Origin of the sequence: Acidovorax sp. LjRoot74 (assembly GCF_964254355.1) — a bacterium.
Taxonomy (GTDB): domain Bacteria; phylum Pseudomonadota; class Gammaproteobacteria; order Burkholderiales; family Burkholderiaceae_C; genus Acidovorax.
Genome location: NZ_CAXUTI020000001.1, coordinates 1,037,798 through 1,054,690 on the forward strand (window position 1 = coordinate 1,037,798; position 16,893 = coordinate 1,054,690).

A 16,893-nucleotide genomic window follows, 5' to 3' on the forward strand; every position below is an offset into this window, starting at 1 on the left:
CTGTGCGCCCCTGAAAACCCACCATGTCCGAAACCCCCACCAAAGAAGACGAGCTGGCCGGCACCGAGCAGCCGTTTGTGCAGCACCTGATGGAGCTGCGCGACCGGCTGGTCAAGGCCATGATCGCCATCGCGATTGCGGCGGCGATCCTGTTCTTCTTCCCCGGCCCTGGCGCGCTGTATGACTTTCTGGCGGCGCCCCTGGTGGCGCATCTGCCCAAGGGGGCCACGCTGATCGCCACCTCGGTGATCTCGCCCTTCATGGTGCCGCTCAAGATCTTGCTGATGTCGGCCTTCTTGCTGGCGCTGCCGTTTGTGCTGTGGCAGGTGTGGGCCTTTGTGGCGCCCGGCCTGTACTCGCACGAGAAGAAGCTGGTGCTGCCGCTGGTGATCTCCAGCACGCTGCTGTTCTTCATCGGCGTGGCGTTTTGCTATTACCTGGTGTTTGGCCAGGTGTTCGCGTTCATCCAGAGCTTTGCACCCAAGAGCATCACGGCCGCGCCTGACATCGAGGCCTACCTGAGCTTTGTGCTGTCGATGTTCCTGGCCTTTGGCCTGGCGTTCGAAGTGCCTATCGCCGTGGTGGTGCTGGCCCGCATGGGCGTGGTCAGCGTGCAGAAGCTGCGCGAGTTCCGGGGCTACTTCATCGTGGTCGCCTTCGTGATCGCCGCCGTGGTCACCCCGCCCGATGTGGTGTCTCAGCTGTCGCTGGCCATCCCCATGTGCATCCTGTACGAGGTGGGCATCTGGGCGGCACAGATCTTCATCAAGCACACCAAAGCGCCGGAAGAAGCGGAAGAGTCCGCCTCGGCCTCCTGAGGTTCTCAACGCCGGGGGTGTACAGAGCAACCCCTGGCGCACCCTGCGCCAGCACATGCGTGGGGCAAGCTGAGCGGGTCAAGGCCACAGCGGCCTGTGCCCGCCTCTGACCCTGTTTGGGTGGCTGATTTTGAATAAAGTTGGCCGTTACCGCGCATCTATAAAGCACTTGTAGCTATATTTTTGATAGCTAAAAGTGCTTGTCTTGGATCTGCCACCGCCAGTGATGGTGATCCCTGTGGGCGTCGTCTTAGGCCAGGACAGGGCAGGGTGGGGCAGATGCGTTTGCCCTGCAGTCCGGGCCACGCCACGAGTCCTGCCCGCTTGCTGCCCCCTCCCGCCTTATCTCCGGATATTGCGCTGCTGCGGCCGGGGGCGCACACCGGGGTTGATGCTCAGCTCCACCAGCTTGTCCCCGCGCTGCACGTTGAAGGCCGAGCTGGTGCCGGGCTTGAGTGCCGCCACGGCGCTCAGCAGCTCGGACACATTGCCCACCTTCTTGCCATCCACTTGCACGATCACGTCGCCAGGCCGCATGCCTGCCTGGGCGGCGGGGCCGTCCTGCAGCACGCCGGTGATGATCACGCCCTCGGTGGCCTTTTTCACGCCAAAGGTCTCCGCCAGTTCGGGCGAGAGTTCGTTGGGTTCCACGCCGATCCAGCCGCGCGTGACCTGGCCGTCCTTCACGATGCCGTCGAGCACCATGCGCGCCGTGGACACAGGAATGGCAAAGCCGATGCCCATGCTGCCGCCCGAGCGCGAGTAGATCGCGGTGTTGATGCCCATGAGGTTGCCGTTCACGTCCACCAGCGCGCCGCCCGAGTTGCCGGGGTTGATGGCCGCGTCGGTCTGGATGAAGTTCTCGAAGGTGTTGATGCCCAGCTGGCTGCGGCCCAGCGCGCTCACGATGCCGCTGGTCACCGTCTGGCCCACGCCGAAGGGGTTGCCAATGGCCAGCACCTGGTCGCCCACGTCCAGCCCGTCGGAATTGCCCAGCACGATCACGGGCAGTTTGTCGAGTTCGATCTTGAGGATGGCCAGGTCGGTGTCGGGGTCGGTGCCGATCACGCGCGCACGGGCGCGGCGGCTGTCGGTGAGGGTGACTTCAATCTCATCGGCGCCTTCGACCACATGGTTGTTGGTGAGGATGTAGCCATCGGGGCTCACGATCACGCCGCTGCCCAGGCCCGCCTGGGCCTGGCTGCCCTGGTCACCAAAGAAGAACTGGAACCAGGGGTCGTTGCTGCGCGGGTGGCGCACTTCCTTGCTGGTGTTGATGCTGACCACGGCCGGTGCGGCCTTGCGCGCCGCACCGCTGAAGCTGCCCGCCGCAGGCTGGGAGGGCGGCGTGGCGGGCGCCTCCAGCAGCGCAATGCCCGCCCCTGAGCGCGTGGTGCCCCGGCCCAGCCAGTCGGGCTGGAGCGTGGCGACAACAAAATAGGCCGCAACGAGCACCGTCACGGTCTGGGAAAACAGCAGCCAGAGTCGTTTCATGAAATTCACGTGCCAATGCACGTACGAGGTGGTGGGCGATGGAGCGTGGACGCGGGCCGGGCGCCACGCATGGGCGGCTGCGGCGCGCTGTCACGGCGGCATTGTCCCCCATGTGGGGGTGGGTCCACCGAATCCAAGAAATCCACAACGGGCCTGGGCTGCAGCGGGTTCGCGGCGGCGTTGCCTGCCTTGCTATGCATCTCCTCGCAGTCCCTTCGCACCACCAATGTCTCTGACGCAGTGGCCGAGGCTGCGCGCGACAATAGCACCATGAGCATTTCTCGCCACCAACTTTTGCAGGCGTTCGACGGCCTGCTGCAACCCGAGCGCTTCAAGGACTACGGCCCCAACGGCCTGCAGGTCGAGGGCAAGGCCGAGATCCAGCGCGTGGTGAGCGGCGTGACCGCCAGCCGCGCCCTGATCGAGGCTGCCATTGCTGCCCGCGCAGACGCCATCTTTGTGCACCATGGCCTGTTCTGGCGCGGGCAGGATGGCCGCATCACGGGCTGGATGAAGCAGCGGCTGCAGCTGCTGCTGGCGCACGACATCAACCTGTTTGCCTACCACCTGCCGCTCGATGCCCATGCCGAGCTGGGCAACAACGCGCAACTGGGCCGGGTGCTGGGTTTTGCCGCCGATGCGCGGTTTGGCGAGCAGGACCTGGGGTTCTCCGCGCCGGCGTCTTTTGCCAGCGGCCAGGCCTTGGCCGACCATGTGGCGCAGGCGCTGGGCCGTGCCGTGACGGTGGTGCAGCCCCCGCCAGTTGGCGCGCAGCGGCCTATCCGCCGTGTGGCTTGGTGCACCGGGGGCGCCCAGGGGTACTTCGAGTCGGCCATTGCAGCGGGTGCCGATGCGTTCATCACCGGTGAAATCTCCGAACCCCAGGCCCACCTGGCGCGCGAGATGGGTGTGGGCTTCATCGCTGCCGGGCACCATGCCACCGAGCGCTACGGCGCGCCTGCCGTGGCCGCCCATGTGACGGCGCAGTGCGGGCTGGACCACCAGTTCATCGAGATCGACAACCCCGCGTAGCCGCCTGCTTGGCCGTTGCATCCCGTGTCGGTTGCATCTGCTGCGTAGAACGGGTGCTCACTTATTTATAGCTGCCAAGGCTTTCTAATAGCGCGGTAGCGGCACAAAAAAGCTTCAAAGAATCATGCGCACCATTGCCATCACCCAGGGAGACCCCGCCGGCATCGGTCCCGAGATCGTGGCCAAGGCCTTCCGCGACGCGCCCGAGGTGCTGCGCCATTGTTTTGTGGCGGGCGATGTGGCCACGCTGCGGCGTGCGGCGCAGGCCATTGCGCGGCCGGGTGTGGGGGGCTTGCCGGTGGCCCAGATCAGTGCACCGCAAGAGGCGCTGGCCATGCCCCCGCGCTGCATGCCCGTGCTGCCAGTGCCGGGCATTCCGGGCCCTCAGCCCTGGGGCCAGGTCAGCGCCGCAGCGGGGCGGGCGGCGGCCGATTGCGTGGTCTGGGCGGCCCGCGCTGCATTGCGCGGTGAGGTGGCGGCGCTGGTCACCGCGCCGCTGCACAAAGAGGCGCTGTCTGCTGCGGGCGTGGATTTTCCGGGGCACACCGAGCTGCTGCAAGCCGAGGCTGCAGCCCACCAGAGCGTGCCGCTGGCCCGCATGCCCGTGCGCATGATGCTGGCCAACGACGAGCTGCGCACCGTGCTGGTCAGCATCCATGTGTCGCTGCGCGATGCGCTGGCGGCCGTCACGCACGACAACGTGCTGCAGACGCTGCAGATCACCCATGCAGCACTGCAGCGCAGCCTGGGCCGTGTGCCGCGCATCGCGGTGGCCGGGCTGAATCCCCATGCAGGGGAGGGCGGCCTGTTTGGCCGCGAGGAGTTGGAGGTGATCGCCCCCGCCATCGCTGCAGCACGTGCCCAGGGGCTGGATGTGCATGGCCCGTTTGCGCCCGATACGGTGTTCATGCGCGCACGCAGCACGCCACAGCGCGCGGGCGAGTTCGATGTGGTGATCGCCATGTACCACGACCAGGGCCTGATCCCGGTGAAGTACCTGGGGGTGGAAAAGGGGGTGAACGTGACGCTGGGCCTGCCCCTGGTGCGCACCAGCCCCGACCATGGCACGGCGTTTGACATCGCGGGGCAGGGCATTGCCGATGCCTCTAGTCTTGTGGAGGCGGTGCACATGGCCCGCCAGTTGTCCACGTAGCAGGTCGGTGTTTATGCTGCCCGCGCCCCGGTGGCGGGTGGTGCGCAGCCTGCGAAACTGGCGCAGCCAAACCCAGTGCCCCCGCGCAAGGGCCGCCCCGCCGCGCTGGGGGCGTCCCCCTCTCTCGCATGGCGCAGCCATGCGAGAGAGGGGGAAGGCGCGAAGCGACTCAGGGGGTGTTTACTTTTTCAGGCTGTCCCGGATTTCGCGCAGCAGCACGATGTCTTCTGCGGGGGCTGCAGGGGCTTCAGGTGCGGGTGCCGGGGCTTCGCGCTTTAGGCGGTTGATCTGCTTGATCATGATGAAGATGATGAACGCCAGGATCAGGAAATTGACGCCCACCGTCAAAAAGTTGCCATAGGCAAATACCGGCACCCCGGCCTTCTTGAGCGCATCCAGCGTGGTGCCCGTACCTGGCGGGATCGTGCCCAGCACCACAAACAGGTTGGAAAAATCGAGCTTGCCGAACACCAGGCCGACCACCGGCATGATGAGGTCGGACACGACAGAATCCACAATCTTGCCGAAGGCGCCACCGATGATGACCCCCACGGCGAGGTCCACCACATTGCCCTTGACCGCAAATTCCCTGAACTCTTGCATCATCCCCATGTTGTTGCTCCTTGTGCGAATGGATGTTGATGCGGGAGTATTGCTCAGCACAATGGGCTGTCAAGACAGACGAACGCGTTGAAATAACCATTTTCACTCCGCTACAATTCGCGGTTGACCCCAATCTAGCGATGATCAATCGAGGATCCCCATGAGTGACACTCCAATCGACTCCAGCAAGCGGACGTGGATCATCACGTCAGCATGTGCTGGTGCGGTGGGCGGCGTGGCAACTGCCGTCCCTTTCGTGAGTACCTTCCAGCCTTCCGAGCGCGCAAAAGCCGCCGGGGCTGCGGTAGAGGTGGATATCTCCGCCCTCAAGCCTGGAGAAAAAGTCACCGTGGAGTGGCGCGGCAAGCCCGTCTGGATCATCAAGCGCACGCCCGAGCAGCTCGCAGAGCTGCCCAAGCTCGATAGCCAGCTGGCCGACCCCAAGTCCGAGCGCAAGCCTTCCGAGCTGACCCCCGAGTACGCGCGCAACGAAGCGCGTTCGATCAAGCCGGAGATTTTTGTGGGTGTGGGCATTTGCTCGCACTTGGGTTGCTCGCCGTCGGACAAGTTCCAGACCGGTGCCCAGCCTTCGCTGCCCGATGACTGGAAGGGTGGCTTCCTGTGCCCTTGCCATGGCTCCACGTTCGACATGGCCGGCCGCGTGTTCAAGAACAAGCCCGCGCCCGACAACCTTGAAGTTCCTCCGCACATGTACCTGTCCGACACGCGCCTCGTGATCGGTGAAGACAAGAAGGCTTGAAGGAGCACGACGACATGGCTGAATTCAAGGAAATCTCTCCCAACGCCTCGGCAGGCGCCAAGGTCACGAACTGGTTCGAGAACCGCTTCCCGACCGCGTTCGATGCCTACAAGGTGCACATGTCGGAGTACTACGCTCCGAAGAACTTCAACTTCTGGTACATCTTTGGCTCGCTGGCCCTGGTGGTGCTGGTGATCCAGATCGTGACCGGCATCTTCCTGGTCATGCACTACAAGCCAGACGCCAACCTGGCGTTCGCTTCAGTCGAGTACATCATGCGCGATGTGCCCTGGGGCTGGCTGATCCGCTACATGCACTCCACGGGCGCTTCGGCGTTCTTTGTGGTGGTGTACCTGCACATGTTCCGGGGTCTCATCTACGGTAGCTACCGCAAGCCGCGCGAACTGGTCTGGATCTTCGGCTGCGCGATCTTCCTGTGCCTGATGGCCGAGGCCTTCATGGGCTACCTGTTGCCCTGGGGTCAGATGTCCTACTGGGGCGCTCAGGTGATCGTGAATCTGTTCGCTGCCATCCCCTTCATCGGTCCTGATCTGGCTCTGCTGATCCGTGGCGACTATGTGGTGGGCGATGCGACGCTGAACCGCTTCTTCAGTTTCCACGTGATCGCCGTGCCGCTGGTGCTGCTGGGCCTGGTGGTGGCGCACTTGCTGGCGCTGCACGATGTAGGCTCCAACAACCCCGATGGCGTGGAAATCAAGGGCCCCAAGGCGCCCAAGGATGCCAACGGCAAACCGCTGGACGGCGTGCCCTTCCACCCCTACTACACGGTGCATGACATCTTCGCGCTGAGCATGTTCCTCATGGCCTTCACGGCAGTGGTGTTCTTCGCACCCGAGTTCGGTGGCTACTTCCTCGAATACAACAACTTCATCCCTGCGGATCCGCTCAAGACCCCTGCGCACATCGCGCCGGTCTGGTACTTCACGCCGTTCTATTCGATGCTGCGTGCCATCACCACCGAAATGATGTATGCCCTGATCCTGTGCGTGGTGGCGGGTGCGGGTTTTGGGGTGCTCAAGGCCAAGCTGCCCAGCTTCATCAAGGCCGGCATCGTGGGCGTGGCCCTGGTGGTAGTGGCCATGATGCTGTCCATCGATGCCAAGTTCTGGGGCGTGGTCGTGATGGGTGGTGCTGTGATCATCCTGTTCTTCCTGCCTTGGCTGGACTTCAGCCCGGTCAAGTCGATCCGCTACCGTCCTGACTGGCACAAGTATCTGTATGGCATCTTTGTGATCAACTTCCTGATCCTGGGCTATCTGGGTGTGCAGCCACCATCGCCGATCGGCGAGCGTGTGTCGCAAGTGGGTACCCTGTTCTACTTCGGCTTCTTCCTGCTGATGCCCTGGTGGAGCCGCATCGGTGAAACCAAGCCCGTGCCCGACCGCGTGACCTTTGTGGCGCACTGAGCCTGGAGACAACAACAATGAAGAAAATCATCCTCACGTTGATCGCCGCTGTGGGCCTGGTCGCCGGTGCAGCCCATGCTGCCGGTGGCGACACCATTGCCTGGGACAAGGCGCCCAACAAGACCAACGACCTGGCTTCGCTGCAAAACGGTGCCAAGGTGTTCGTCAACTACTGCCTGAACTGCCATTCGGCTGCGTTCATGCGCTTCAACCGCCTGCGTGATATCGGTCTGACCGAGCAGCAGATCAAGGACAACCTGCTGTTCACGACCGACAAGGTCGGTGAGACCATGAAGGCGTCCATCGATCCCAAGCAGGCCAAGGAATGGTTTGGTGCGAATCCGCCCGACCTGACCGTGATCGCACGTTCGCGTGCTGGCCACGGTGGCACGGGTGCTGACTACCTCTACACCTTCCTGCGCACCTTCTACCGTGACGAGACCAAGGCCACGGGCTGGAACAACCTCGCTTTCCCGAGCGTGGGCATGCCCCATGTGCTGTGGGAAATGCAGGGCGACCGCCGCCCCGTGTTCGAAGAGCATGAAAGCCACGGCCACAAGACCCAGGTCTTCAAGGGCTGGGAGCAGGTCAAGCCTGGGACCATGACTACGCTGCAGTTCGACCAGACCGTGGGTGATCTGGTGAACTACCTGCAGTGGATGGGCGAGCCCGCCCAGAACACCCGCGTGCGCGTTGGCGTGTGGGTGCTGATTTTCCTCGGCGTTTTCACTCTCGTTGCCTGGAGGCTGAACGCAGCTTTCTGGAAGGACGTGAAGTAACAGCACGAGCCGCCAATCCTTGATCAGGCGCCCTTCGGGGTGCCGCTGGATTGTTTGCAGAGTGGGCGCTTTGGGCTCCCACTCTTTTGATTTTTAGGAGCCTCCCACCATGATGGTGCTTTACTCGGGTACGACCTGTCCCTTCTCCCACCGCTGCCGCTTTGTCCTGTTCGAAAAGGGCATGGACTTCGAAATCCGCGATGTGGACCTGTACAACAAGCCCGAAGACATCAGCGTGATGAACCCGTATGGCCAGGTGCCCATTCTGGTTGAGCGCGACCTGATCCTGTACGAGTCGAACATCATCAACGAGTACATCGACGAGCGCTTCCCCCATCCACAGCTGATGCCTGGCGATCCTGTGGACCGTGCCCGCGTGCGTCTGTTCCTGCTGAACTTCGAAAAAGAGCTGTTCGTGCATGTGAACACGCTCGAATCGCGCGCGACCAAGGGCAACGAAAAGGCGCTGGAAAAGGCCCGCGCCCATATCCGCGACCGCCTCACGCAGCTGGCCCCTGTGTTCCTCAAGAACAAGTACATGCTGGGTGACAACTTCTCGATGCTGGACGTGGCCATCGCCCCGCTGCTGTGGCGTCTGGACTACTACGGCATCGACCTGTCGAAGAATGCGGCTCCGTTGCTCAAGTACGCCGAGCGCATCTTCTCGCGTCCGGCCTACATCGAGGCACTGACGCCGTCCGAAAAGGTCATGCGCAAGTAAGCTGCGGTCTGTCTACATTCCTTCCCATCCACGCCGCTGGCATCCATCCATCCCAATGACCGCACAGGAATCCACCTCCACGCGCCCGTATCTCATTCGTGCCTTGTACGAGTGGTGCACAGACAACGGGCTCACGCCCTATGTGGCTGTGCGCGTGGACGATTCCGTGCAGGTGCCGCGTGAGTATGTGAAGGATGGCGAGATCGTGCTCAACATTAGTTTTGATGCCACGAGTGCGCTGCAGCTGGGCAATGACTTCATTGAATTCAAGGCCCGCTTTGGTGGCAAGCCCCGTGAGATCCTGGTGCCCGTAGGCCGGGTGATCGCGATCTATGCCCGTGAAAATGGCCAGGGCATGGCGTTCCCTCCGCCAGTGGACATGTTGGCGGGCGGGGATGTGCCTCCCGTGCTGGCGTCTGCGCCCGCGCCCGCGAGCCCTGCGGTGGCGGCGCCTGCATCTGCAGAGGACCGGGTGGTTCAGCTGGTGGGCAGTGACGACGGCGCCAAAGATGACGGGGGCGATGCTCCCCGGCCTCCACCTGCCTCTGGTGGTGCGCGCCCGTCCCTCAAGCGCGTCAAGTAGCGCTGCTTTCGATTTTTGGGCTGTATTTACAGGATAAAATACTGCCTTCGCCGGTTTAGCTCAGTTGGTAGAGCACCCGCCTTGTAAGCGGTAGGTCGTCAGTTCGATTCCGACAACCGGCACCATTTTTCTTGCTTTCTTCTGCATTCCCTGGTTCTGGCGTTGACCGTCAGGTTTGAACTTTCAGGCGAATCGCGTTAACCTCCCACCCCCGACTGCGCAGATGCGCCTGCAACGCAGGCAGCAGTTGGCGTATTTTTGCCGCTGCGGCATTGCTCTTGACCAGCAGGCACCAGCTGTCCCCATCAATGGGGCCGGCCTGGATGGTTGGACGCAAGGCTGCGGGTATCAGCAATTCAATGGCCTTGAGCCGATCACTGGAGTCGCGTGTCAGCGCTGTGAGCCTGGCCAGCGTGGGAGATTCCGCGCTGGCTTGCTGCACGGTGACAGCGTGGTGGCGGCGATTCATGGTGTGGCGTCTTCGGGCGTGGGGAATTCGTAGTGCATTTGATTATCACGGACGCCAGGTTGGCGCGCAGCCGGGCCATTCATCTGTCGGGCGCGCGCCTGCTTCTGGCGGGCTTGGCGTTGTCGCTGTGTCTCATGCTGGTGGCGGCCACCTTATACCACTGGGTTTTTTTGAAGGGCGCGCGGGAGGGCTGGCCTATTGTTGGCTCCCTCGTGCGGCTGGTGGTCAAGGATGAGTTTGCCGAGCGTGACCGCTTTATGCGTGCCAACCTTGATGCCATGGCGCGCCGTGTGGGCGAAATGCAGGCGCGCATGGTGCAGCTGGAGTCGCTGGGGGAGCGTGTCCTGGGGCTGGCTGGTATGGCGCCGGGTGATCTCCAGAAGGCGGACGCGCGTGGTGGTGCGCTGGTCAGCGCCCACAATCTGTCAATGGAAGAGCTGCAGGCCACGCTGGATGAGCTGGAGCGCCTGACCAGCCAGCGTGTGGATCTGATGACGGTGCTCGAATCCCGGTTGTTTGACCAGCACATCCGCAAGAAGATGGTGCCGACCCACGCGCCTGTGACTGGGCGGGCTGCAGGATCGGGGTTTGGCTGGCGACTGGACCCGATCACTGGCCAGTCGGCCTTGCACACCGGCCTGGACTTTCAGGCGGATACCGGAACCCCCATCCTGGCGGCCGCAGGGGGTGTGGTGGTGACGCAGGAATACCACCCAGCCTACGGCAACATGATCGAAGTGGACCATGGCAACCAGCTGATTACTCGCTACGCCCATGCTTCGCGTACCCTTGTGAAGCAAGGGGACATCGTGCGCCGGGGGCAGAAGATTGCCGAGGTGGGCACCACGGGGCGGTCTACCGGGCCCCATCTGCACTTTGAAGTGCTGGTGCAGGGCGTTTTTCAGGACCCCCAGAAGTTTCTGAGCGCCGGGGGCACGGCCACCAATGCACAGGTGGCCACTGCACAGGGGGCCGGGGCCACCCCGGGCAGGTAAAATCACGGGTCCGGTGTTCATTGCCTGGGTTGCAAACCCGGCCAAAGGACCCACCTGAACTCAATTCATCTTAGGGATTTCGGTCGCTTGGCGCGCTGATTGCAGCGGGCAAGCGGTCCTGTTCGCATGGCCACCAACTTCCTCACCAAAATATTCGGCAGCCGCAATGACCGGCTCCTCAAGCAGTACCGCAAGACGGTGTCCCGCATCAATGCGATGGAGCCCGAGTACGAGAAGCTGTCGGACGAACAGCTCAAGGCCAAGACGCAAGAGTTCAAGGAGCGCGTAGCCAAGGGCACGTCGCTGGACGATATCCTCCCCGAAGCCTTTGCGGTGGTCCGCGAAGGCTCCAAGCGCATCATGAAGATGCGCCATTTCGATGTGCAGATGCTGGGCGGCATGGCGCTGCACTACGGCAAGATCTCCGAAATGCGCACGGGTGAGGGCAAGACCCTCACGGCCACGCTGCCGGTGTACCTCAATGCCCTCTCGGGCAAGGGCGTGCACGTGGTGACGGTGAACGACTACCTCGCCAACCGCGATGCGCAGTGGATGGGGCGGCTGTACAACTTCCTGGGCCTCACGGTGGGCATCAACCTGCCCAACATGCCACGCGAGCAAAAGCAGGAAGCCTACCGCGCCGACATCACCTACGGCACGAACAACGAATACGGCTTCGACTACCTGCGCGACAACATGGTCTATGAGGCCGCCGACCGCGTGCAGCAGGGCCTGAATTTCGCCATCGTGGACGAGGTGGACTCCATCCTGATCGACGAGGCACGCACGCCCCTGATCATCAGCGGCCAGGCCGAGGACCACACGGCCACCTATGTCGCCATGAACAAGGTGGTGCCCCTGCTGGTGCGCCAGGAGGGCGAAGCCGACCCCCGTACGGGCGAAGGCGTGACCAAGCCAGGCGACTTCACGCTGGACGAAAAGAGCCACCAGGTGTTCCTGACCGAACAAGGCCATGAGACCGCAGAGCGCGTGCTCGCAAGCCATGGCCTGATTGCCGAAGGCGCCTCGGTGTACGACCCGGCCAACATCACGCTGATGCACCACCTGTATGCAGCGCTGCGTGCCAACCACCTGTACCACCGCGACCAGCACTACGTGGTGCAGAACGGCGAGATCGTGATCGTGGACGAGTTCACCGGCCGCCTGATGTCGGGCCGCCGCTGGAGCGAAGGCCTGCACCAGGCCGTGGAGGCCAAGGAAGGTCTGAAGATCCAGGCAGAGAACCAGACGCTGGCCTCCATCACCTTCCAGAACTATTTCCGCCTGTACAGCAAGCTCGCCGGCATGACCGGCACGGCCGATACCGAGGCGTACGAATTCCAGGAGATTTACGGTCTCGAAACCGTGGTCATTCCGCCCAACCGCCCGAGCAAGCGCGACGACCAGCTGGACCGTGTTTACAAGACCACACGCGAAAAATACGAAGCCGCGATCAAGGACATCCGCGAGTGCCATGAGCGCGGCCAGCCCGTGCTGGTGGGTACGACGTCGATCGAGAACTCTGAGATCATCGATCAGCTGCTGAACAAGGAAAACCTGCCACACCAGGTGCTCAATGCCAAGCAGCACGCCCGTGAGGCCGACATCGTGGCCCAGGCCGGCCGTGCCGGCATGATCACGATTGCCACCAACATGGCTGGCCGTGGCACCGACATCGTGCTGGGCGGCAACATCGAGAAGGATGTGGCGGCCGTCGAGGCCGACGAATCCCTGTCCGAATCCGAGCGCGCCGCCAAGGTGGCTGCGCTGCGCGAGCAGTGGAAGGTGGACCACGAGAAGGTCAAGGCCCTCGGCGGCCTGCGCATCATTGCGACCGAACGTCATGAGTCCCGCCGCATCGACAACCAGCTGCGTGGCCGTTCGGGTCGCCAAGGTGACCCAGGCTCCTCGCGCTTTTACCTGAGCCTGGATGACTCGCTGATGCGCATCTTCGCGGGCGACCGCGTCAAGTCCATCATGGACCGCCTGAAGATGCCCGATGGCGAGGCCATTGAAGCCGGCATCGTGACCCGTAGCATCGAGTCGGCCCAGCGCAAGGTGGAAGCCCGCAACTTCGACATCCGCAAGCAATTGCTGGAGTATGACGATGTGGCCAATGACCAGCGCAAGGTCATCTACCAGCAGCGCAATGACATCCTCGACGCGTCCGATCTGTCGGACGTGATTGCCGCAATGCGCGAAGACTGCATGACCGACCTGGTGCGCCAGTATGTGCCGGTCGAGTCGGTGGAAGAGCAGTGGGACCTACCCGCGCTCGAAAAGGTGTTGGCCGAAGATTGGCAGGTGGCGATTGCACTGCAACAGGACGTGCAGGGCGCGAACAGCGTGACCGACGACGAAATCCTGGAAAAAGTGCTGCAAGCCGCCAACGCTGCGTTCGACAACAAGGTGGAGCAGGTGGGCCGCGACAACTTCACGCAGTTTGAGCGTGTGGTGCTGCTGCAGAACTTTGACTCCAACTGGCGCGACCACCTCTCTGCGTTGGACTACCTGCGCCAGGGCATCCACCTGCGCGGCTATGCACAAAAGCAGCCCAAGCAGGAGTACAAGCGCGAAGCGTTCGAGCTGTTCCGCCAGCTGATCGATCAGGTCAAGAACGAGGTCACCAAGATCCTCATGACCGTGCAGATCCAGTCGCAGGCCCAGCTGGACCAGGCCGCGCAGGACATGGAAATCCGCGCCGAGAGCATCGCCAACGTGACCTACACCGCCCCCACGGAAACGGGCGAGGTGGAAACCACGGTGGATGCACAGACGGTGGGCCAGGCCCTGCCGGAGGGCATCCGCGTGGGCCGCAACGACCCTTGCCCCTGCGGCAGCGGCAAGAAGTACAAGCAGTGCCACGGCAAGCTGGCTTGATTTCCTGATCTACACAACACGGGCTTCGGCCCGTGTTTTCATTGGCGCGCCACAGTTTTCCGGATAATCGGCCCCAATCTTCATCGACGGATGCCGAGGCTCTGTAGCCACCATGCATCCGTCCCTCTCCTTCCGATAGAAAGGCCCCGTCCCATGCCTGTGAATCTTGTTGCCCCTGTTGCCGCCGACCTGCATCCGATTGCCGGTGTTCGTATTGGTGTTGCCGAAGCCGGCGTCCGCAAGGCCCACCGCAAGGACCTCACCGTGTTCCTGCTGGACGAAGGCGCCAGCGTGGCGGGTGTGTTCACCCAGAACCGCTTCTGTGCGGCTCCGGTGCAGATCAGCCGTGAACATCTGAACAGCGGCCAGCCGATCCGTGCCATGGTCATCAACACTGGCAATGCCAACGCGGGCACGGGGGCCGACGGCCTGGCGCGTGCGCGCTCTACCTGCATCGCAATGGCGCGCCAGCTGAGCGTGGCGCCCGAGCAGATCCTGCCGTTTTCCACCGGCGTGATCATGGAGCCCTTGCCCAATGACCGCATTGAAGCAGGCTTGCCCGCCGCGATTGCCGATGCACAACCAGGCCACTGGGCGCGCGCCGCCGAAGGCATCATGACCACGGACACGCTGCCCAAGGCGTTCTCTGCGCAGGCGCAGATTGGCGGTGCAACGGTGTCCATCACCGGCATCAGCAAGGGCGCGGGCATGATCCGCCCCAACATGGCGACCATGCTGGGCTTTCTGGCCACCGACGCCTGCGTGGCCCCTGGCGTGATGCAGCAGCTGGCGCGCGAGCTGGCCGATGGCTCGTTCAATCGCGTGACCATCGACGGCGACACCTCGACAAACGACTCTTTCGTTGTGGTGGCCACCAACAAGGCCGCGCACGCGCCCATCACTTCGCTCGACAGTGCCGAGGGCCAGGCCCTCAAGGCGGCCATGCTGGCGGTGTCGCAGAAACTGGCCCAGGCCATCGTGCGCGATGGCGAAGGCGCCACCAAGTTCATCACCGTGCGGGTGGAAGGCGGCAAGACGGGCGATGAATGCCGCAAGGTGGCGTATGCGATTGCCCATTCGCCTCTGGTCAAAACCGCCTTCTTTGCCAGCGACCCGAACCTGGGCCGCATCCTGGCGGCTGTGGGCTATGCGGGCATCGACGATCTGGACCAGACCGGCATCGACCTGTACCTGGACGACGTGCATGTGGCCGTGCAGGGCGGCCGTAACCCCGCCTACCGCGAGGAAGACGGCCAGCGCGTGATGAAGCAGGCCGAGATCACGGTGCGCGTGCTGCTGGGCCGTGGCGATGCTGTGGACACGGTATGGACCTGCGATTTCAGCCACGAATACGTGACGATCAACGCGGACTACCGCTCCTGATTCACTGTAGAACTCCTGATTTGATAGCTGCTAGCGCATGATGGACGCGCGGTAGCCGCCAAAATGAACCAAAAATTTGAACATCTGATCGAGCGTGCCGAGCAGCTCATCGCCCGCATCGAATCCGTATTGCCCCAGCCGCTCTCGGCGCCCGACTGGTCGGCCGCCATCGCCTGGCGCTACCGCAAGCGCAGCAGCGGCCATGGCACCCTGGAGCCGGTGCGCCATGTGGCCGCGATGGCGCTGGCGGACCTCAAGGAAATCGATCCCCAGAAGGAAAAGATCGAGCGCAACACGCAGCAGTTTGTGCAAGGCAAGCCCGCCAACAACGTGCTGCTGACTGGCGCACGCGGTACGGGCAAGTCCTCGCTCATCAAGGCCTGCCTGAATGCCTATGCGGCGCAGGGCCTGCGCCTCATCGAAGTGGACAAGGCCGACCTGACCGATCTGCCCGACATCGTGGACGTGGTGTCCGGCCGACCTGAGAAATTCATTGTTTTCTGCGATGACCTGAGCTTTGAAGACGGCGAGCCGGGCTACAAGGCGCTCAAGTCCATCCTCGACGGCTCGGTGGCTGCGGCCACGCCCAATGTGCTGATCTACGCCACCAGCAACCGGCGCCACCTGCTGCCGGAGTACATGAAGGAAAACCTCACCTACACCCACACCGAGGATGGTGAGGTGCATCCCGGCGAGGTGGTGGAAGAGAAAATTTCCCTGTCGGAGCGTTTTGGCCTGTGGGTGAGCTTCTACCCCTTCAGTCAGGAGGAGTACCTGACCATTACGGCGCAATGGCTGTCGTCGCTGGGCGTGCCTGCCTCGGCCATTGCTGCAGCCCGGCCCGAGGCGCTGGTCTGGGCGCTGGAACGGGGCTCGCGCAGCGGTCGCGTCGCCTACCAGTTTGCGCGCGACTATGCGGGGCGGCACGGTGGCTGAAACAACACGTAAACACACCGAGGTGGCCGTGGGCATCTTGCTGCGCGCGGATGGCGCGATGCTGCTGTCCACGCGCCCACCGGGCAAGCCCTATGCGGGCTATTGGGAGTTTCCGGGCGGCAAGCTGGAGGCGGGCGAAACGGTGGAAGAGGCGCTGCGCCGCGAACTGATCGAAGAGCTGGGCGTGACCATCGGGGCAGCCAGCGTCTGGAAAGTCACGGAGCACGACTATCCCCATGCCCTGGTGCGCCTGCACTGGTGCAAGGTCTGGGCGTGGACGGGGGAGTTCGAGATGCGCGAAGGCCAGTCCATGGCCTGGCAGCAGATGCCGTTGACGGTAAGCCCCGTATTGCCAGGCGCCTACCCGGTACTGCAATGGCTGGCCGAGGAGCGGGGCCTGGTGTTCACCCCCGAGTGAGTGGCCGGTGGGTGGTCGCGCCACTTGCCCGCTGTGCAGGATGTGGCCGAAAGGCCAATCTGTTCGCTATATTTTTAATAGCTTGAAAGTCTTTGCAGTCAGGCGCAGACGGCCAATTTTCTGCAATTCTTGATGACCCGGTGCGCACATCAATGCTGCAGGCGCGGATCGCCATACTGGGCGTCCGCTGGCGGGGCCTCGGCGGGCATGCGGAAGTCCTCGCTGGCCCAGGCGCCCATATCGACCTGCTTGCAGCGTTCGCTGCAAAAAGGCCGGTAGGCGTTGGCGGGGCTGTAGATGCTGTCGCCGCCGCAACTGGGGCAGGCCACAGTGCGTGCGGTTGGAGGGTCCGTGGGCGTGGGGCGGGTCATGGCGGGTTGTGCTTCCGGGTCGCCGGGCTCAGTCAGCTTGGCCTGGCGCGTTGCAGGCCATTGAACGAAGA

General features: G+C 63.2%; 17 protein-coding genes and 1 tRNA gene. 14 read left to right on the top strand and 4 right to left on the bottom strand.

Features of this window, described 5'->3' with window-relative positions; translation table 11 throughout:
• Window positions 1–23 precede the first annotated feature (23 nt).
• Window positions 24–818 (top strand): twin-arginine translocase subunit TatC, encoded by a 795-nt coding sequence (tatC, locus tag ACSQ3O_RS04820; RefSeq protein WP_137746814.1) that lies wholly within the window; start codon window positions 24–26, stop codon window positions 816–818.
• A gap of 342 nt (window positions 819–1,160) precedes the next feature.
• Here the strand turns inward: tatC and ACSQ3O_RS04825 are convergent, their stop codons facing one another.
• On the bottom strand, window positions 1,161–2,312 hold the full coding sequence (locus tag ACSQ3O_RS04825; protein WP_137746813.1) for a trypsin-like peptidase domain-containing protein: 1,152 nt from the start codon (window positions 2,310–2,312) through the stop codon (window positions 1,161–1,163).
• A 270-nt stretch (window positions 2,313–2,582) separates the two neighbouring features.
• On the opposite strand from ACSQ3O_RS04825, the gene ACSQ3O_RS04830 reads away from it, so the two are divergent.
• Window positions 2,583–3,344 (top strand): Nif3-like dinuclear metal center hexameric protein, encoded by a 762-nt coding sequence (locus ACSQ3O_RS04830; protein WP_436138038.1) that lies wholly within the window; start codon window positions 2,583–2,585, stop codon window positions 3,342–3,344.
• A gap of 124 nt (window positions 3,345–3,468) precedes the next feature.
• The gene (gene pdxA / locus ACSQ3O_RS04835; RefSeq protein WP_436138039.1) at window positions 3,469–4,497 is read left to right on the top strand and encodes a 4-hydroxythreonine-4-phosphate dehydrogenase PdxA; all 1,029 of its coding nucleotides are present in this window, start codon (window positions 3,469–3,471) and stop codon (window positions 4,495–4,497) included.
• A gap of 180 nt (window positions 4,498–4,677) precedes the next feature.
• On the opposite strand, the gene mscL is transcribed toward pdxA, so the two are convergent.
• Complete coding sequence (gene mscL, locus ACSQ3O_RS04840) at window positions 4,678–5,109, bottom strand: large conductance mechanosensitive channel protein MscL (RefSeq protein ID WP_137746810.1); 432 nt, start codon at window positions 5,107–5,109, stop codon at window positions 4,678–4,680.
• Between the two features lie 151 nt (window positions 5,110–5,260).
• Between mscL and petA the strand changes: the two genes are divergently transcribed.
• The 6 genes from petA to ACSQ3O_RS04870 all read left to right on the top strand — a co-directional run bounded on the left by petA (window position 5,261) and on the right by ACSQ3O_RS04870 (window position 9,495).
• Window positions 5,261–5,860 (top strand): ubiquinol-cytochrome c reductase iron-sulfur subunit, encoded by a 600-nt coding sequence (gene petA, locus ACSQ3O_RS04845; protein WP_137746809.1) that lies wholly within the window; start codon window positions 5,261–5,263, stop codon window positions 5,858–5,860.
• A 14-nt stretch (window positions 5,861–5,874) separates the two neighbouring features.
• The gene (locus ACSQ3O_RS04850; RefSeq protein ID WP_436138040.1) at window positions 5,875–7,287 is read left to right on the top strand and encodes a cytochrome b; all 1,413 of its coding nucleotides are present in this window, start codon (window positions 5,875–5,877) and stop codon (window positions 7,285–7,287) included.
• A 17-nt stretch (window positions 7,288–7,304) separates the two neighbouring features.
• Window positions 7,305–8,066 (top strand): cytochrome c1, encoded by a 762-nt coding sequence (locus tag ACSQ3O_RS04855; RefSeq protein WP_137746807.1) that lies wholly within the window; start codon window positions 7,305–7,307, stop codon window positions 8,064–8,066.
• A 109-nt stretch (window positions 8,067–8,175) separates the two neighbouring features.
• Window positions 8,176–8,787 carry a glutathione S-transferase N-terminal domain-containing protein gene (locus ACSQ3O_RS04860; RefSeq protein ID WP_005794209.1) on the top strand — a complete coding sequence of 204 codons (612 nt, stop codon included), beginning with the start codon at window positions 8,176–8,178 and terminating at the stop codon, window positions 8,785–8,787.
• A 55-nt stretch (window positions 8,788–8,842) separates the two neighbouring features.
• Complete coding sequence (locus ACSQ3O_RS04865) at window positions 8,843–9,370, top strand: ClpXP protease specificity-enhancing factor (protein ID WP_436138041.1); 528 nt, start codon at window positions 8,843–8,845, stop codon at window positions 9,368–9,370.
• Between the two features lie 49 nt (window positions 9,371–9,419).
• Window positions 9,420–9,495: transfer RNA gene (locus ACSQ3O_RS04870), tRNA-Thr, on the top strand.
• 44 nt (window positions 9,496–9,539) lie between these two features.
• Here ACSQ3O_RS04870 and ACSQ3O_RS04875 read toward each other — a convergent pair.
• On the bottom strand, window positions 9,540–9,839 hold the full coding sequence (locus ACSQ3O_RS04875; protein ID WP_436138042.1) for a hypothetical protein: 300 nt from the start codon (window positions 9,837–9,839) through the stop codon (window positions 9,540–9,542).
• A 32-nt stretch (window positions 9,840–9,871) separates the two neighbouring features.
• On the opposite strand from ACSQ3O_RS04875, the gene ACSQ3O_RS04880 reads away from it, so the two are divergent.
• The 5 genes from ACSQ3O_RS04880 (at window position 9,872) to ACSQ3O_RS04900 (ending at window position 16,451) form a co-directional block, all read left to right on the top strand.
• On the top strand, window positions 9,872–10,834 hold the full coding sequence (locus ACSQ3O_RS04880) for a M23 family metallopeptidase (RefSeq protein WP_436138043.1): 963 nt from the start codon (window positions 9,872–9,874) through the stop codon (window positions 10,832–10,834).
• A gap of 126 nt (window positions 10,835–10,960) precedes the next feature.
• A complete protein-coding gene (gene secA, locus ACSQ3O_RS04885) occupies window positions 10,961–13,714 on the top strand; it encodes a preprotein translocase subunit SecA (RefSeq protein WP_436138044.1) in 2,754 nt (917 codons plus the stop codon).
• Between the two features lie 153 nt (window positions 13,715–13,867).
• A complete protein-coding gene (gene argJ / locus ACSQ3O_RS04890; RefSeq protein ID WP_436138045.1) occupies window positions 13,868–15,097 on the top strand; it encodes a bifunctional glutamate N-acetyltransferase/amino-acid acetyltransferase ArgJ in 1,230 nt (409 codons plus the stop codon).
• Between the two features lie 63 nt (window positions 15,098–15,160).
• Window positions 15,161–16,033, top strand: a complete 873-nt coding sequence (locus ACSQ3O_RS04895; protein ID WP_436138046.1) for an ATP-binding protein — start codon at window positions 15,161–15,163, stop codon at window positions 16,031–16,033.
• Window positions 16,011–16,451 carry an NUDIX domain-containing protein gene (locus ACSQ3O_RS04900; RefSeq protein ID WP_436138047.1) on the top strand — a complete coding sequence of 147 codons (441 nt, stop codon included), beginning with the start codon at window positions 16,011–16,013 and terminating at the stop codon, window positions 16,449–16,451. The genes ACSQ3O_RS04895 and ACSQ3O_RS04900 overlap by 23 nt, the downstream gene beginning before the upstream one ends.
• Window positions 16,452–16,600: 149 nt before the next feature.
• On the opposite strand, the gene ACSQ3O_RS04905 is transcribed toward ACSQ3O_RS04900, so the two are convergent.
• Complete coding sequence (locus tag ACSQ3O_RS04905; RefSeq protein WP_436138048.1) at window positions 16,601–16,822, bottom strand: DNA gyrase inhibitor YacG; 222 nt, start codon at window positions 16,820–16,822, stop codon at window positions 16,601–16,603.
• Window positions 16,823–16,893 lie beyond the last annotated feature (71 nt).

Bases quoted from the DNA above. Each gene is read 5' to 3' on its own strand.
- tatC (WP_137746814.1), top strand. From the start codon at position 24: ATGTCCGAAACCCCCACCAAAGAAGACGAGCTGGCCGGCACCGAGCAG.
- ACSQ3O_RS04825 (WP_137746813.1), bottom strand. From the start codon at position 2,312: ATGAAACGACTCTGGCTGCTGTTTTCCCAGACCGTGACGGTGCTCGTT.
- ACSQ3O_RS04830 (WP_436138038.1), top strand. From the start codon at position 2,583: ATGAGCATTTCTCGCCACCAACTTTTGCAGGCGTTCGACGGCCTGCTG.
- pdxA (WP_436138039.1), top strand. From the start codon at position 3,469: ATGCGCACCATTGCCATCACCCAGGGAGACCCCGCCGGCATCGGTCCC.
- mscL (WP_137746810.1), bottom strand. From the start codon at position 5,109: ATGGGGATGATGCAAGAGTTCAGGGAATTTGCGGTCAAGGGCAATGTG.
- petA (WP_137746809.1), top strand. From the start codon at position 5,261: ATGAGTGACACTCCAATCGACTCCAGCAAGCGGACGTGGATCATCACG.
- ACSQ3O_RS04850 (WP_436138040.1), top strand. From the start codon at position 5,875: ATGGCTGAATTCAAGGAAATCTCTCCCAACGCCTCGGCAGGCGCCAAG.
- ACSQ3O_RS04855 (WP_137746807.1), top strand. From the start codon at position 7,305: ATGAAGAAAATCATCCTCACGTTGATCGCCGCTGTGGGCCTGGTCGCC.
- ACSQ3O_RS04860 (WP_005794209.1), top strand. From the start codon at position 8,176: ATGATGGTGCTTTACTCGGGTACGACCTGTCCCTTCTCCCACCGCTGC.
- ACSQ3O_RS04865 (WP_436138041.1), top strand. From the start codon at position 8,843: ATGACCGCACAGGAATCCACCTCCACGCGCCCGTATCTCATTCGTGCC.
- ACSQ3O_RS04875 (WP_436138042.1), bottom strand. From the start codon at position 9,839: ATGAATCGCCGCCACCACGCTGTCACCGTGCAGCAAGCCAGCGCGGAA.
- secA (WP_436138044.1), top strand. From the start codon at position 10,961: ATGGCCACCAACTTCCTCACCAAAATATTCGGCAGCCGCAATGACCGG.
- argJ (WP_436138045.1), top strand. From the start codon at position 13,868: ATGCCTGTGAATCTTGTTGCCCCTGTTGCCGCCGACCTGCATCCGATT.
- ACSQ3O_RS04895 (WP_436138046.1), top strand. From the start codon at position 15,161: ATGAACCAAAAATTTGAACATCTGATCGAGCGTGCCGAGCAGCTCATC.
- ACSQ3O_RS04900 (WP_436138047.1), top strand. From the start codon at position 16,011: ATGCGGGGCGGCACGGTGGCTGAAACAACACGTAAACACACCGAGGTG.
- ACSQ3O_RS04905 (WP_436138048.1), bottom strand. From the start codon at position 16,822: ATGACCCGCCCCACGCCCACGGACCCTCCAACCGCACGCACTGTGGCC.